Here is a 13,669-nt window from a genome sequence, read left to right as displayed (position 1 = left end):
TCCCTCGTGAGCCCGCAGCACGACGACGGCCCGCCGCCGAGTTCTCTCGAACTCGAGCGGCGGGCCTTCCGTCGTCGCCAATCCGTCAAGTCGGTCGTCATCGGGGCCGTCTCGACGCTCGCCTTCGGCCTGGCCGTCTGGGCGTTCGTCGTCAACACGCCCGGCTGGGCCCGCGTGCAGGACAGCTTCTTCGACGTCGACACCGCGATCGCGGCCCTGCCCCGGGTCGGCGCGGGCTTCCTCGTCAACCTGCGCATCCTCGCCTACGCGGTCGTCGGGGTCGCGCTGCTGGCGAGCCTCCTCGCCTTCCTCCGCACGCTCCGCGGTGCCGTCTTCTTCCCGCTGCGCGTGCTCGCGACCGTCTACACCGATGTCTTCCGCGGTATCCCGCTCATCATCGTGATCCTCCTCGTCGGGTTCGGCATCCCGGGACTCGTGCAGACCCGGATCTCGGTCGAGCTGCTGGGCACGATCGCGCTCGTGCTCACCTACTCGGCCTATGTGTCGGAAGTGATCCGCGCCGGCATCGAGGGCGTGCATCCGTCGCAGCGGATGGGCGCCCGTGCGCTCGGCCTCACGCACGGGCAGACGCTCCGGCTCGTCGTGCTGCCCCAGGCGATCCGCCGCCAAGCGCCGCCCCTCATGAACGACTTCGTGGCCATGCAGAAGGATGTGGGGCTCGTGTCGATTCTCGGCATCGTCGACGCCGTGCGCGGCGCGCAGATCGAGACCGCCAAGTACGCCGACTTCACCCCGTACATCGTCGCGGCCGTGCTGTTCGTGCTGCTCGCGATCCCGACCATCCGGCTCGCCGACTGGGTGAGCGCGCGACTGCGGCGCCGTGAGCAGATGGGGGCGATCGTATGAGCGGCGCGGCCGAGGCTTCGACCGTGCTGCGGATCGACGGCCTGCACAAGGCGTTCGGCGACACCTCGGTGCTGCGCGGCATCGACCTGGCACTCGCCGAGCACGAGGTGGTCGCGCTCATCGGACCGTCGGGCTCCGGCAAGTCGACGCTGCTGAAGACCATCAACCTGCTCGAGCCGATCGACGACGGGCGGATCCTGCTCGGTGACACCGACATCTCCGATCCGCGCGTCGATGTCGATCGCGTGCGCGCCCGCATCGGCGTCGTCTTCCAGCACCTCAACCTCTTCCCCCACCTCTCCGTGCTCGATAACGTGACCCTCGCGGCCCGCAAGGTGCACCGCACGCCGCGCGCCGAGGCCGAGGAACGCGGGATGGCCCTGCTGGAACGCATCGGGCTCGCCGACAAGGCGCGCGAGCATCCCGACCGCCTCTCCGGCGGGCAGCAGCAGCGTGCCGCCATCGTGCGCGCCGTCGCAACCGAGCCCGAACTGCTGCTGCTCGACGAGATCACGTCGGCACTCGACCCGATGCTCGTCGGCGAGGTGCTCGAGCTCGTGCGCGAACTCGCCGCCGAGGGCGCGACGATCCTCATGGCGACGCACGAGATGGCCTTCGCCCGGGATGTCGCGCACCGCGTGTTGTTCCTCGACGGGGGAACGATCGTCGAGCAGGGGCCGCCGTCGCAGGTGTTCGGGGCGCCACGAGAGGCTCGCACCCGGGAGTTCCTCTCCCGCTTCTCGGCGGGCTGACGTCACCGAGCCGCGGTCGGCTCCAGCCCGGCGTGGTCAGACCCTCCTCGTTGTGGGTCCCTTCGTGCACGGATGGAGCCGACCGCGCCTTGACGCGCCAACGACATAACCGTATGGTTATGGAAACCAGGAGGTTATGGATGTCGACCACCGTTGAAACGGACGACCGGCTGAGCGCGGTGTTCGCCGCACTCTCCGACCCGACCCGGCGCGCCATCCTCGGGCGACTGTCGACCGGTGACGCGAGCGTCGCCGAGCTCGCGCAGCCGTTCGCGATGAGCCAGCCGGCGATCTCGAAGCACCTCAAGGTGCTCGAAAGCGCCGGGCTCATCTCCCGCACCCGGGTCGCCACCTCGCGGTTCAGCCACCTCGAGGCCGAGCCCCTCAGGGAGGCGACCGAGTGGATGCAGCGCTACAAGCGCTTCTGGAACGAGAGCTTCGACAGGCTCGACGCCGCCCTGGCGGAGTACATGGCCGCAGAGAACGACAAGGAGGAGTCATGAGCGACTTCACGATCCCCGACATCCCGGAGGCCGCCGAGACGGATGTCTTCATCACCCGGGCGTTCGCCGCCCCGCGCGAGGTCGTGTGGAGGTTCTTCACCGAGCCCGACTACCTCGCTCAGTGGTTCGGTCCCGCGAGCGTGCACGTCGACCCCGCCACCGTGCGGGTCGAACTGCACCCCGGCGGCACCTGGGGTCTCGACATGGTCGACAACGCGTCGGGCGAGCACTACCCGATGCGGGCGCGGCTCACCGTCGTCATCCCGCCCGAGTACCTCGAGGGCAGCGAGTCGTCCGCCGACACGCAGTTCGGGCCGCTCGACGGCATCACGCTGCGCATCTGGCTGCACGACCACGGCGACACGACCCGCATGACGCTGCACCAGGGTCCGTTCACTCCCGAGTTCCGCGACATGACGCGTGACGGCTGGCTCGAGTCGTTCCTCAAGATCGACGCGATCCTCGACGGCGGTGTGCGATGACCACCGCCACCGAGTTCGCCACCTCCGCCGACGGCACCCGCATCGCCTTCGAGCGCGGGGGCAGCGGCCCCGCGCTCGTGCTCGTCGACGGCGCATTCTGCTACCGCGAGTTCGGCCCCGCGCGCGACGTCGCGACGGCGATGCAGGATGCCTTCACGGTCGTGATCTACGACCGACGCGGCCGCGGGGAGAGCGGCGACACCCTCCCCTACTCGCCGGAGCGCGAGTTCGACGACCTCCGTGCGGTGATCGACGCCGTCGGCGGGGACGCGTTCGTCATGGGGCAATCCTCCGGGGCGGGGCTCGCCTACCGCGCGGCCGCGGCCGGGGTGCCGATGCGCGGGCTCGTCGGGTATGAAGCGCCCTGGGTCGGCCTGCGGAAGAACAGGGACGGCTCGACGAAGAACTACCACGCCGACCTCGACCGCCTCATCGGCTCGGGGGCGAACGCGAAGGCGATCTCCTACTTCATGGTCGACATGATCGGTGCGCCCCGGATCATGCCGCTCATGATGCGGATCATGGCGGCGAAGGAGTGGACGAAGCTGCTCGCCGTCGCCCCGACCCTCCGCTACGACGCCGCGGTGATGGGCAGCACGTTCGAGGTGCCGACGCATGAACTCGGGCGCGTGGCGGTGCCGGCGCTCGCACTGTGCGGGAGCAAGGGTGCTCGCGAGATGCTCGCCGCGCAGGAGGCGGTCGCCGCCGCGATCCCCGGCGCCGAGCACGCCGTGCTCGACGGTCAGACCCACCAGGTGTCCCCGGCGGCGCTCCGACCGCACTTCCTCCGGTTCCTCCTCGGCCGGGACGCGTGACGGCTGCCGACGCGTAGGGTCGAAGCGTGAGCGGAGCCGAGCGTCGTCCCGGGGAGCCGGTCTGGCTCGAGCTGACGACGACCGACTTCGCGACGTCGGTCGCGTTCTACTCCGGCCTCTTCGGCTGGACCTCGGATGCGTCCCCCGAGACGCTCGACGGCGGCACGACGATGCACCTGGGGAGCGACCGCGTCGCGCGCATCGTTCCCATGCCCGAGGACGGGTGGGTGGTGTACCTCCGCACCGACGACATCGTGGCGACCACGACCGCGATCCCCGCGCACGGCGGACGCCTCGAGCTCGCCCCGTCGGCCGTCGGGGACCTCGCCATCATGGCGATCGCCACCGACCCGAGCGGTGCGCGCGTCGGGTTCTGGGAGCCGGAGCGGCATCCCGGCTTCGATGCCGAAGACGTCCCGGGCGCGCCGACCTGGTTCGAGCTGCACACCTTCGACTTCGCCGCCGCCGTGCCGTTCTACGAGAAGGTCGCCGACTGGCGGCCGGTGTCGATGGGCGACTCCGACGGCTTCCGCATGGTCTCGAACGGCGAAGCCGGGACCGCGGAGGCCGGCATCTTCGACGCGAGCCGCGACGACCTCACCGAGAGCTCCATGTGGATGCCGTACTTCGCCGTGGAGGACGCCGACGCCGCCGCGGCGCGCATCCGCGAACTCGGCGGATCGCTGCTCGACGAGATCGTCGACACGCCCTTCGGTCGCCTCGTGCACGCGACCGACCCGCTCGGCACGCTGTTCACGATCATCCGACTCCCCGAGAGGACGCCCTGATGCCCACGTTCCGCACCGTGCTCCACCAGGTCGGCAACAACGTGGGGATCGTCGTGCCCGACGACATCCTCGCCTCGTTCGGCGCCGGCAAGCGCGTCCCCGTGGTCGTCACGGTCGACGGCGGCTACTCGTACCGCTCGACGACCGCCGTGATGGGCGGCCGGACCCTCATCTCCTTCAATGCCGACACGCGCACGAAGACCGGGCGGGGCGGCGGCGACGAGGTCGAGATCACCCTCGAGCACGACACCGCACCGCGCACCGTCGCGATGCCGGAGGAACTCGCCGCGGCGCTCGCGGGCAACCCGGATGCTCTGGCGGCGTGGCAGAAGCTCCCGCCGTCGCAGCAGAAGGAGCAGGCCCGCACGATCACGGAGGCGAAGGGCGCCGACACCCGCGCCCGCCGCATCGCGAAGGCCGTCGCCCTGCTCTCCTCGCGGGTTGAGTAGCGCCCGGCTCTGCCGGACGCGTATCGAAACCTAACGCCAGGAGCGCGGACCGCGCGTGCCGGCGGCATACGTGTCGAGCGGCACCTTGTCGTTGCGCCAGGCGGCGAGCACGGGGGCCACGATGCGCCAGCACTCCTCGGCGATGTCTCCGCGCACCGACAGCGTCGGGTCGCCCTCGAGCAGTTCCGCGAGCACCTCGCCGTAGGCGCTCAGCTCGCTCGGCGGGAACTGCGCGTCGAGGGTGTCGCACTCGAGGTCGAACGGATCGGCGAAGCCGTTGGTGACGAGGTCGAGCGACATCACCGCGGGCTTGATGCCGATGCGCAGCTGCGCCTGACGGCTCGGACCGGAGAAGCCGGTCGGCAGATGCGGCACGTCGCGGAAGGTGAAGACGACCTCCTGACGCGGTTCGCCGATCGCCTTGCCCGAGCGCAGCACGAACGGCACGCCCGCCCAACGCCAGTTGTCGATCGTCACGGTCATCTCGGCGAGGGTCTCGGTGCCCCGCGCGCGATCCACACCTTCCTCGGACGTATACGCGGGCAGCTTCCGTCGACCGACCGTGCCCGCCGTGTACCGCGCCCGGCGACTCTCGGTGCCGTCCCTCTTCCACGCCCGTGTCGCCCGCAACACCTGCGCCATCGCGCCGCGCAGGTCTTCGGACCCGACCGTCGCGGGCGGCTCCATCGTCGCGAGCGCGAGCACGAGCAGCAGGTGGCTCTGGATCATGTCCATGAGCGCTCCGGCCTTGTCGTAGTAGCCCGCGCGTCCCTCGAGGGCGAGGTCCTCCTCGATGCGGATCTCGACGTGCGCGACGTTCTGTGCCGACAGGAGAGGCTCGAAGATGCGGTTCGCGAAGCGCAGACCGATGAGGTTGATGACCGTCGACTTGCCGAGGAAGTGGTCGACGCGGAACACCTGCTCCTCGGGCACGAGCTGCTGCAGCAGCCGGTTGAGCGCGGTCGCCGACGCGAGGTCGGTGCCGAACGGCTTCTCGATCGCGAGCACGATGCCCGCGGGGAGGTCGAGCTTCGCGAGCGTCGTGCAGGCGAGAACCGTGACCGCCGGCGGCAGGGCGAAGTAGAGCGCGACCCGGCCCGTGGCGGCATCGAGCACGCGGCGCAAGGCCTCCGGGTCGGTGACGTCCGCCTGCAGGTACCGCGTCGACGCGACGACCCGCTCGGCGCGGGTACCGCCGGCCTTCCCGAACGCCTTCGCGACCCGCCGCTTCCAGGCGGCGTCGGTCATCGGGTCACGGTCGACCCCGAGCAGCCGGATGTCGCTGCCGCGGCTCGAACCCAGGAGGGAGGCCAGGCCGGGCAGCAGCAGGCGCGAGGTGAGGTCTCCCCCGGCGCCGAGGATGACGAGGGTCTCGATCGGTGCAGCCACGGTTCGAGGCTACCGGGCGGGTAACCTCGGAACTCATGCACGACGTCCTCCCCCTGCTGCGCGACGCCCTGCGCCCCGACCAGCTGCTCACCGCGCCCGACGCGCTCGAGCGCTACCGCCACGACGACGCGGAGTGGGCCGATTCCGCGCCGCCGCTCGCCGTCGCGCTGGTCGAGTCGACCGCGGACGTGTCGGCCGTCGTGCGCGCCGCCGCCACCACGGGTGCCGCCGTCATCGCCCGCGGTGCGGGAACAGGGCTCTCGGGCGGAGCGAACGCGACCGTGGGAAGCGTCGTCGTGTCGCTCGAGCGGATGACCGCGATCCGCGAGATCGACGTGCGCGAACGGATCGTCGTCGCCGAGGCGGGCGTGCTGAACGACACTCTGCGGCAGGCGGTCGCCGAGCACGGCCTGTGGTATCCGCCCGACCCGGCGAGCTACCGGATCTCGACGCTCGGCGGCAACGCGGCGACCAACGCGGGCGGAATCTGCTGCGTCAAGTACGGCGTGACCCGCGACTACGTGCTCGGCCTGACGGCGGTGCTCGCCGACGGCGAGGTCGTCGAGCTCGGGCGCCGCACGGCGAAGGGCGTGACGGGCTACGACCTCGTCGGGCTGCTCGTCGGCAGTGAGGGCACGCTCGGCATCATCACCGAGCTCACCCTGCGTCTGCTCCCCCTCGGCGGACGTCAGGAGCGGGCGATCGTGGCGGCGTTCCCCACCCTCGTCGCGGCGGGCGAGGCGGTCGCCGCCGTCTCGGCGGCCGGCATCGTGCCGTCGGCGCTCGAACTGATCGACAGGATGTGCCTGACGGCCGTCGAGGACTGGCAGCACCTCGGTCTGCCGTCCTCCGCCGAGGCGATGCTGCTCGCGACCGTCGACCAGCCCGGCGCGGCCGGTGAGGAGCTCGCGGCCCTGGTGGCCGGCATCTTCGCCGAGGCCGGGGCCCTCGCGGTCGAGCGTGGCGCCGATCCGGACGCGGTCGACCGTCTGTTCCTCGCCCGCCGGCTCGCCTATCCCGCGCTCGAGCGGCTCGGTCCGGTGCTCACCGAGGATGTCTGCGTGCCGCGCCGCGCCGTGCCGGAGATGCTGGCGCGCATCCAGGCCACGGCGCGCGAGCACGACGTCGTGATCGCCAACATCGCCCACGCGGGCGACGGCAACCTGCACCCGCTCATCATCGCGCCGGAGGGGGACGATGACGCGAAGGCCCGGGCGAAGCTCGCGTTCGACCGCATCGTCGCCGACTGCCGGGAGCTCGGCGGCACCGTGACGGGCGAGCACGGCGTCGGCTTGCTCAAGCAGGACGGCGCGCGCGCGGAGCTCGGTCCGCGGGTGCTCGAGCTGCACCGGGCGATCAAGCACGCCCTCGATCCCGCGGGCACGCTCAACCCCGGCAAGGGGTTCTAGAGCCGCCCGAGGAAAGCCAGCAGCGCCTCGTTGAAGGCGCGCGGCTGCTCGATGTTGGCGGGGTGACCGTCGTGCTCGAGAACGAGACTCGACCCCTGCGGGGCCAGCGCGGCCGCGGCCGCCGCGTGGGTCGACGGCCAGAACTCGCTCTCCGCGCCGGCGACGAACAGCACGGGCACCTCGGCGGTCGCGATCACGGGACGCCAGTCGGCCTTCGCGTGGTCGTTGAGCAGCTCGAGCTCGGGCGCCGTGAACTCGCGGGAGCCGCGGCCGCGACCCGCCGCGAGCGCCCTCAGGATGCGGACGATGCGCACGAGCCCCTTGGACGTCAGCGGATGCCGCCGCGGGTCGGGGATGCCGGTCGCGAACGCGGTGTCGCGGGTGGCGTCGTCGTAGTCGTAGAAACCGTGGTCCCAGCCGCCGCCGTTCAGCATCCTGGGCGTCTGATCGACGATGACGATCCCTGCGATGCGGGCCGTGCCGGACTGCTCGACGGCCGACCAGATGGTGTTGCCACCCATCGAACCTCCGACGAGCGCCGCACGCTCGAGTGCGAGGTGCTCCAGCAGCTCGCGCAGATCGGCGCCGTGACGCTGCATCGACGCGCCGTGATCGGGTGCCTGTGACGTGCCATGGCCGCGGCGGTCGAACGCGATCACCCGGTAGCCGGCCTTGACGAGAGCGGGGACCTGGTAGAGCCAACTCGTCGCCGCCGCCTTGAAACCTGCGACGAGCACGACGGGGCGACCGGCAGGGTCACCGCTCTCCACGTAGTCGAGCCGCACGCCATCGCTCGTGGTGAAGGAGCTCATCCTCCGATCATCCTCCCGCGGCGACGGACACGACGGCCGCGAGCACGATGATCGCGCCGATGACGACCGGGAGCCCGACCAGGATGGCGAGCGCGACGATCACACCGACGGGGAACCGGCGACGCAGTCGCTGTCCGGGAGGTGCGACGACGTTGGCGACGAACGGCGCGGCGAGGCGATCGTCCTGGTAGCGACGGGTCTGGCGCAGCGCCTTCGCGCCGACGAGGTCGATGACGCCGAAGATGCGGGCGAGCAGCCGCGGGTCGTCGACCGCGAACGCACGGGGCGAGTAGAGGAACATCCAGTCGTCGACGATCTCGACGTCGAACGGTGCCGCGTGGTCGATGCACAGCGCCATGAGGTCGGGCGTGAACACGTAGAGGGCGTCGCGCTCGTACTGTTGCGGGCAGTACAGGGTGAAGTAGCGGTCGAAGTCGCCCTCGAGCGAGAGCACCTGCGTGCGGTCGAAGAGACCCGCGATGCCCGACATCCCCCACACGTTGTTCTGGAGCGAGTCGAGCAGCATGTGCGGCAGGCGGCGCTGGAGGTGCAGCGCCAGGAAGCCCCAGCGGTGAGTCGTCGAGTTCTTGCCGTTGCTCGTGACGTACTCGAAGGTGCCGAAGTCGAAGAAGCGGCCCTCGGTGGAGCGGAAGTGGTCGACGGCGGCGCGACTGCCGCCGTTGCGGAAGATGGCGCCGGGGTAGTTGGGATCGGGGTCGCGCGGCGAGAAGGTCATCCCGTTGGTGCGCGCGAACCAGTCGAGCCGCAGCCAGCGCTCCCAGCGTCTCTCGTTCGGGAACACCTTCGTGAGACCCCAGATGCACAGCGGCACGAGGGCCACGACCGCGAGGCCGAGCACGAGTCCGAACCCGCCGAGAGCGATTCCGCTCGGCTCCGCCGACACGAAGCCGACGATCGCGCCGACGACCAGCCCGATGCCCGTGATCGCGAGCAGGCCGATGACCGGCACGAGCGCGACGAACGCCACCACGACCGCCGCCGTGTTCTCTCCCGCCCACGTGTGCTTGGCTGCCTTCGCCGCGGCCTTCCACTGCTGCACCTGCTGTGTCGTCACCGGTCGGGTGAACGCCGTCCAGTCGATCGTCGACGTCACGCCGAGAACTCCCCGCTGAGTCCGGCGGCGAGTGCGAGCCGCGCCGCCGTGCCGAAGCCCGTCTCGCGCTCCTCCGAGCTCGCGACGCGAGGCGAGACGAGTTCCTCGGTGACGGTCATGAGGGCGAGGGTCTCGACACCTTCCTTGGCGCCGACGGCGTAGAGCGTCGCGGCCTCCATCTCGACGGCGAGCGCGCCGTAGGGCGCGAGGCGCGTCGCGGGCTCGTCGGCGTAGAACGTGTCGCTCGAGAACACGGCACCGACGCGCAACGGGATGCCGTCGCGCTCGGCGGCCTCGACGGCGGCGCGCAGCAGCGGGAATGCGGGCGCGGCGCTCAGCGTCACCCCCGGCACCCAGCTCGCGGTCATCGACGAGTCGGTGTGCGCGGCCGACGCCGCGACGACCGTGCCGAGCGGCACGTCGGGCTGCAGACCGCCCGCGGTGCCGACGCGCACGATGCGGCGCACCCCGTAGAACCGGGCGAGCTCGGTCGCGTAGATCGCGAGCGACGGGCCGCCCATCCCCGAGGCGAGCACCGAGACGCGCTTGCCGGCGTGCATCCCGGTGAAGCCGAGGATGCCGCGCACCTCGGTCACGAGGCGCGGGTGGTCGAAGAGTTCCTCGGCGATCCGGCGCGCGCGGCGCGGGTCGCCGGGCATGAGCACGACGGGCGCGAAATCCCCCGGCTCCGCCGCGAGGTGGGGGGTGGCCATGACCTCGACGTTACCGGTGCGTGCGCCCCGCACCGGGCGCCGCGCCCCGCACGGGTGCCACCCGAAGACGCGATAGCAGAGGGATGCTCGCCGCTCCACACTGAGAGGGAGGGTCGCATCGCCGCGAGAGGGATGTCGGCGACCCTCGGGTTTCGGGGGGAACTGTGGCCGCGCAAGGGTCCGATACACACGACGCCGCGCGTCAGCGTGAGCTCGCGGACGAGTACGCCCGGCGCGCCGGGATCGCGCGCCAGATGGCTCGGAGCTTCGGTGAGACGACCCCGCGCGAGCAGCGCCTCGCCCGCACGCTCATCGAGCTCGAGCCGCTCGGCTACACGCTTCTCGCCGACCGGCGCCGTCCCGCCTCCGGTCGCGGCGGGGTCGATCTCGTGCTCGTCGGGCCCGGGGGTGTCGTGCTCGTCGACACGCGCCCCTGGAACGACGTCGTGGTCGCCGACGGTCGCGTCCGGCGCGGCACCGAGGACGTCACGGCCGAGGTCGAGCGGCTCGCCGACCTCCTGCACGCCACGCAGGGCGAACTGGCGGAACTCGGACTCGCCCCCGGCGAGGTGCACGCGATGATCGCCTTCACGGGCGACGACGTGCCGCGCAGCCGGCTCTTCGGGGTGACCCTGCTCGGCGAGGCCGCCGCGGTCACCGAGATCGCGCGCCTGGGCCGTCGAGTGCCGGCCTCCCGCATCGGTGACGTGCGCGCCCTGCTCGAGCACCTCTTCCCACCGATCACGACCGGCCCGGTCACCCTGCCCTCGGCCGCCGTGGCGACCCCGGTGCTCCCGCCCGACGGGACGCGGCTCAGCCCCGACGAACTGCAGGAGGCGCTGCTCGACGACCTCCGTCGGGCGCCGGTGGAGGAGTGGATGACCTTCCTCCATCCCGGGCAGGCACGGCTCGTGCGCCGCTCGTTCTCCGGACCCGCCCGCATCCGTGGCGCCGCCGGCACCGGCAAGACGGTCGTCGCCCTGCACCGCGCCGCCCACCTCGCCCGCGTCACCGGCGGCCCCGTGCTGGTGGCGACGCTCGGTCGCACCCTCCCGCGCGTGCTCGGAACGCTCCTGCGCCGGCTCGCCCCCGATGTCGCTCACCTGGTCGAGTTCTCGTCGGTCCATGGCTTCGCGACCGACCTGCTCGCCGCCCGCGACACGTTCCTCGACGTCGACGCCGAGGCGGCATCCCGGATCTTCGACGAGGTCTGGCGCACCCACGGCCTCGAAGGTCCCCTCGGCGCGATCGACCCCGCCGCCCGTTATTGGTACGAGGAGATCTCGGCCGTGATCAAGGGCCGCGGGCTCACCCGGTTCGAGCAGTACGAGAGGCTCCCCCGGCACGGCCGTCGGCGTCCGTTGAACGCCGAGCAGCGCGCCGCGGCCTGGACGCTCTACGTCGCCTACGAGATCGCGCTGCGCGAACGCGGCGTGGCCGATGCCGACGATGTCGTGCTCGAAGCCGAGGCGTCGCTGCGCGAGACGCCCCTGCACCGCTACCGCGCGGTGGTCGTCGACGAAGCCCAGGACCTCTCGACCGTGACGCTCCGGATGCTGCACGCTCTCGTCGGCGACCTTCCCGACGGGCTCACCCTCGTCGGTGACGGTCAGCAGTCGATCTACCCGGGCGGCGCGACGCTCGCCGAGGCCGGGATCTCGATCGCGGGGCGCTCGGTCGTGCTCGACACCAACTACCGCACGACCGCCGAGATCGCAGGGTTCGCCGACCTCTGGGTGCGGGGCGATCGGTACGTCGATCTCGAGGGCGCCCCGGCGACGGCCGAACCGGCCACGACTCCGCGCCGCGGTCCGCGCCCGGTGCACACGGTGTTCCCCTCGCGCGCCGTGCACGATCGCTCCCTCGTGGAGCGCGTGCGACGGATCGTCGCGGAAGCGGAGGCGAGCGGAGCGGGCGCCGGGCTCGGCGACATCGGTGTGCTCGCCCTGTACGCCTGGCACGCCCGGGAGGCGGCGGAGGCGCTCGAGGAGGCCGGCATCCCGACCATCGATCTGGCGGCGTACGACGGCACCCCGGTCGAGGCGGTCAAGGTGGGCACGATCAAGCGCGCGAAGGGGCTCGAGTTCTCGGAGGTGCTCGTCGTGCGCACCCCGCCGTACCTCGTGCAGCCGGGCGGCGCGACGCTCGACGACGCCGCCGAGGAGCGGGCGGCGCTGCAGCGGCGGGAGTTGTTCGTCGCGATGACGAGGGCTCGGGACGGTCTCTGGGTCGGCGTCGCCTGATCCCGTCTCGACGGGCCTCTCCGCACCGCCCACGGACCGTTACCGATTCGTTACCAAATTTCTCGCGGTTCTGACGAGACGCTGAGAGCCCTCCCGACACTTCCCGGATAGAGGTGTCTCAGCAACCCGACGCCCGAAGTCTCTGCGGAACGCTCGTCGTGCCGTTCGGGATTCCGACTAGGGGTAGCGGAATCCCCTCGGGAACCGCGACGACTCTCGGTTACCCGCAGAGGAGGCGGCGCCCGCCACGGTGGATCACACAACGCTTGCGGTGGCGGGCGCCTCACCGATCGAGGAGCACCCCGATCGAGGAGCACACCGACCGAGCTGGCGCACCAGGGAGCGTCAGCTCGAGGGGCTTCGAGAGAAGCGGTGCCTGCCGCGGCGGATCAGGGAATGCGGCGGCAGGCACCTCACCGACCCGTGCATCAGATCACGAGAACGGCTGAGGAGAGTGTCGCACGGAATCCCCGGGTACCTCGAATCCGTCCCCCGCCGCGGGGACGACAGACCTGGGGGTCTACTGCCCCGCCGAAATGAGTCTCTCGACGGCTCCGCGGTCGAGCCGAGAATGCCGCGCGCCCGACACCGTCGCGGTGAGCGCTCCGGCGCCGGCACCCCACGCCACCGCCGCGCGGAGCGACTCTCCGGAGGCGAGCGCGGACGCGAGTCCACCCACGAACGCGTCGCCCGCCCCGACGGTGTCGATCGCCGGCACGGGGTAGGCGGGAAGAGTGTCGACCTCGCCGCCGGTCGCCACGAGCACGCCGTTCACGCCGAGCGTCACCACGAGCGAGCACGCGAGTTCGGTCGACGCGCTCGACAGCGCATCCGCGTCGACCGGGCCGTCGAACCCGAACAGCTCGGCGCCCTCGCCCTCGTTGACGACGAGAACCTCGACACGGTCGAGCAACCCTGACACGCGCCGATCGAGCGGTGCGGCGTTGAGCACGACCCGGGCTCCGGCCGCCGCGGCCCGCGCCACGACCGCCTCGGCGAGCTCGAACGGCACCTCGAGTTGCAATACGACGACGTCGCCGGCGGCGATCGGGATGCCGTCGCCAGCCGTGGCGGGCCACGCCCGGTTCGCGCCGGCGATGACGACGATCGTGTTCTCGCCCTCGTCGTCCACGGCGATGAGGGCGGTGCCCGACGGCCCCGGAACGTCGAGGATCCCTGCGACGTCGACCCCGGCGGCGGCGAGGTCGGCCCGGAGTCGCGCCCCGGCCTCGTCCGCGCCGACACATGCGATCATCGCGACCGTGACGCCGGGGGCGGCCGTGCGCGCGGCGGCGTGCGCCTGATTCCCGCCCTTCCCGCCGGAGAATCGCGC

14 protein-coding genes are annotated in these 13,669 nt (G+C 71.7%); 9 read left to right on the top strand and 5 right to left on the bottom strand.

The features are described 5' to 3' along the window. Positions 1-6 precede the first annotated feature (6 nt). From ACO1X9_RS12610 to ACO1X9_RS12580, 7 genes are all read left to right on the top strand, one after another. Positions 7-867 carry an amino acid ABC transporter permease gene (locus ACO1X9_RS12610; RefSeq protein WP_486351190.1) on the top strand — a complete coding sequence of 287 codons (861 nt, stop codon included), beginning with the start codon at positions 7-9 and terminating at the stop codon, positions 865-867. After that, positions 864-1,619, top strand: a complete 756-nt coding sequence (locus tag ACO1X9_RS12605) for an amino acid ABC transporter ATP-binding protein (RefSeq protein ID WP_486351189.1) — start codon at positions 864-866, stop codon at positions 1,617-1,619. Before ACO1X9_RS12610 ends, ACO1X9_RS12605 begins: the two co-directional genes overlap by 4 nt. A gap of 140 nt (positions 1,620-1,759) precedes the next feature. Beyond that, positions 1,760-2,122, top strand: a complete 363-nt coding sequence (locus tag ACO1X9_RS12600) for an ArsR/SmtB family transcription factor (RefSeq protein ID WP_486351188.1) — start codon at positions 1,760-1,762, stop codon at positions 2,120-2,122. Next, positions 2,119-2,604: an SRPBCC family protein gene (locus tag ACO1X9_RS12595; RefSeq protein WP_486351187.1), complete on the top strand. Its 486-nt coding sequence runs from the start codon at positions 2,119-2,121 to the stop codon at positions 2,602-2,604. The genes ACO1X9_RS12600 and ACO1X9_RS12595 overlap by 4 nt, the downstream gene beginning before the upstream one ends. Beyond that, the gene (locus ACO1X9_RS12590; RefSeq protein WP_486351186.1) at positions 2,601-3,419 is read left to right on the top strand and encodes an alpha/beta fold hydrolase; all 819 of its coding nucleotides are present in this window, start codon (positions 2,601-2,603) and stop codon (positions 3,417-3,419) included. Before ACO1X9_RS12595 ends, ACO1X9_RS12590 begins: the two co-directional genes overlap by 4 nt. Before the next feature lie 26 nt (positions 3,420-3,445). Further along, positions 3,446-4,207, top strand: coding sequence for a VOC family protein (locus ACO1X9_RS12585; protein WP_486351185.1), 762 nt, complete (start codon positions 3,446-3,448; stop codon positions 4,205-4,207). Further along, positions 4,207-4,656, top strand: coding sequence for a YdeI/OmpD-associated family protein (locus tag ACO1X9_RS12580; RefSeq protein ID WP_486351184.1), 450 nt, complete (start codon positions 4,207-4,209; stop codon positions 4,654-4,656). The genes ACO1X9_RS12585 and ACO1X9_RS12580 overlap by 1 nt, the downstream gene beginning before the upstream one ends. A 30-nt stretch (positions 4,657-4,686) precedes the next feature. On the opposite strand, the gene ACO1X9_RS12575 is transcribed toward ACO1X9_RS12580, so the two are convergent. Further along, positions 4,687-6,045, bottom strand: coding sequence for a glucose-6-phosphate dehydrogenase (locus ACO1X9_RS12575; RefSeq protein ID WP_486351183.1), 1,359 nt, complete (start codon positions 6,043-6,045; stop codon positions 4,687-4,689). 35 nt (positions 6,046-6,080) lie between these two features. On the opposite strand from ACO1X9_RS12575, the gene ACO1X9_RS12570 reads away from it, so the two are divergent. After that, positions 6,081-7,454, top strand: a complete 1,374-nt coding sequence (locus ACO1X9_RS12570) for an FAD-binding oxidoreductase (RefSeq protein WP_486351182.1) — start codon at positions 6,081-6,083, stop codon at positions 7,452-7,454. Here the strand turns inward: ACO1X9_RS12570 and ACO1X9_RS12565 are convergent. Genes ACO1X9_RS12565 through ACO1X9_RS12555 form a run of 3 tightly spaced genes read right to left on the bottom strand, consistent with a single transcriptional unit; the run spans position 7,451 to position 10,093 of the window. Beyond that, positions 7,451-8,266 carry an alpha/beta fold hydrolase gene (locus ACO1X9_RS12565; protein WP_486351181.1) on the bottom strand — a complete coding sequence of 272 codons (816 nt, stop codon included), beginning with the start codon at positions 8,264-8,266 and terminating at the stop codon, positions 7,451-7,453. The genes ACO1X9_RS12570 and ACO1X9_RS12565 overlap by 4 nt on opposite strands. Positions 8,267-8,273: 7 nt before the next feature. Continuing rightward, positions 8,274-9,380, bottom strand: a complete 1,107-nt coding sequence (locus ACO1X9_RS12560; protein ID WP_486351180.1) for a hypothetical protein — start codon at positions 9,378-9,380, stop codon at positions 8,274-8,276. Next, complete coding sequence (locus ACO1X9_RS12555) at positions 9,377-10,093, bottom strand: purine-nucleoside phosphorylase (RefSeq protein ID WP_486351179.1); 717 nt, start codon at positions 10,091-10,093, stop codon at positions 9,377-9,379. The genes ACO1X9_RS12560 and ACO1X9_RS12555 overlap by 4 nt, the downstream gene beginning before the upstream one ends. Positions 10,094-10,257: 164 nt before the next feature. Here ACO1X9_RS12555 and ACO1X9_RS12550 point away from each other — a divergent pair, with 164 nt between their 5' ends. Then, positions 10,258-12,336 (top strand): nuclease-related domain-containing DEAD/DEAH box helicase, encoded by a 2,079-nt coding sequence (locus tag ACO1X9_RS12550; RefSeq protein WP_486351178.1) that lies wholly within the window; start codon positions 10,258-10,260, stop codon positions 12,334-12,336. A 520-nt stretch (positions 12,337-12,856) separates the two neighbouring features. On the opposite strand, the gene ACO1X9_RS12545 is transcribed toward ACO1X9_RS12550, so the two are convergent. Continuing rightward, on the bottom strand, positions 12,857-13,669 hold an 813-nt coding region (locus ACO1X9_RS12545; RefSeq protein WP_486351177.1), incomplete at its 5' end, for a PfkB family carbohydrate kinase.

This window comes from Pseudolysinimonas sp., from assembly GCF_057350545.1.
This window is presented reverse-complemented; position numbering and strand designations above follow the sequence as displayed.

Excerpts from the sequence above, each read along its gene's own strand:
- ACO1X9_RS12565 (WP_486351181.1), bottom strand. The coding sequence starts at position 8,266 with ATGAGCTCCTTCACCACGAGCGATGGCGTGCGGCTCGACTACGTGGAG.
- ACO1X9_RS12555 (WP_486351179.1), bottom strand. The coding sequence starts at position 10,093 with ATGGCCACCCCCCACCTCGCGGCGGAGCCGGGGGATTTCGCGCCCGTC.
- ACO1X9_RS12595 (WP_486351187.1), top strand. The coding sequence starts at position 2,119 with ATGAGCGACTTCACGATCCCCGACATCCCGGAGGCCGCCGAGACGGAT.
- ACO1X9_RS12600 (WP_486351188.1), top strand. The coding sequence starts at position 1,760 with ATGTCGACCACCGTTGAAACGGACGACCGGCTGAGCGCGGTGTTCGCC.
- ACO1X9_RS12570 (WP_486351182.1), top strand. The coding sequence starts at position 6,081 with ATGCACGACGTCCTCCCCCTGCTGCGCGACGCCCTGCGCCCCGACCAG.
- ACO1X9_RS12580 (WP_486351184.1), top strand. The coding sequence starts at position 4,207 with ATGCCCACGTTCCGCACCGTGCTCCACCAGGTCGGCAACAACGTGGGG.
- ACO1X9_RS12590 (WP_486351186.1), top strand. The coding sequence starts at position 2,601 with ATGACCACCGCCACCGAGTTCGCCACCTCCGCCGACGGCACCCGCATC.
- ACO1X9_RS12605 (WP_486351189.1), top strand. The coding sequence starts at position 864 with ATGAGCGGCGCGGCCGAGGCTTCGACCGTGCTGCGGATCGACGGCCTG.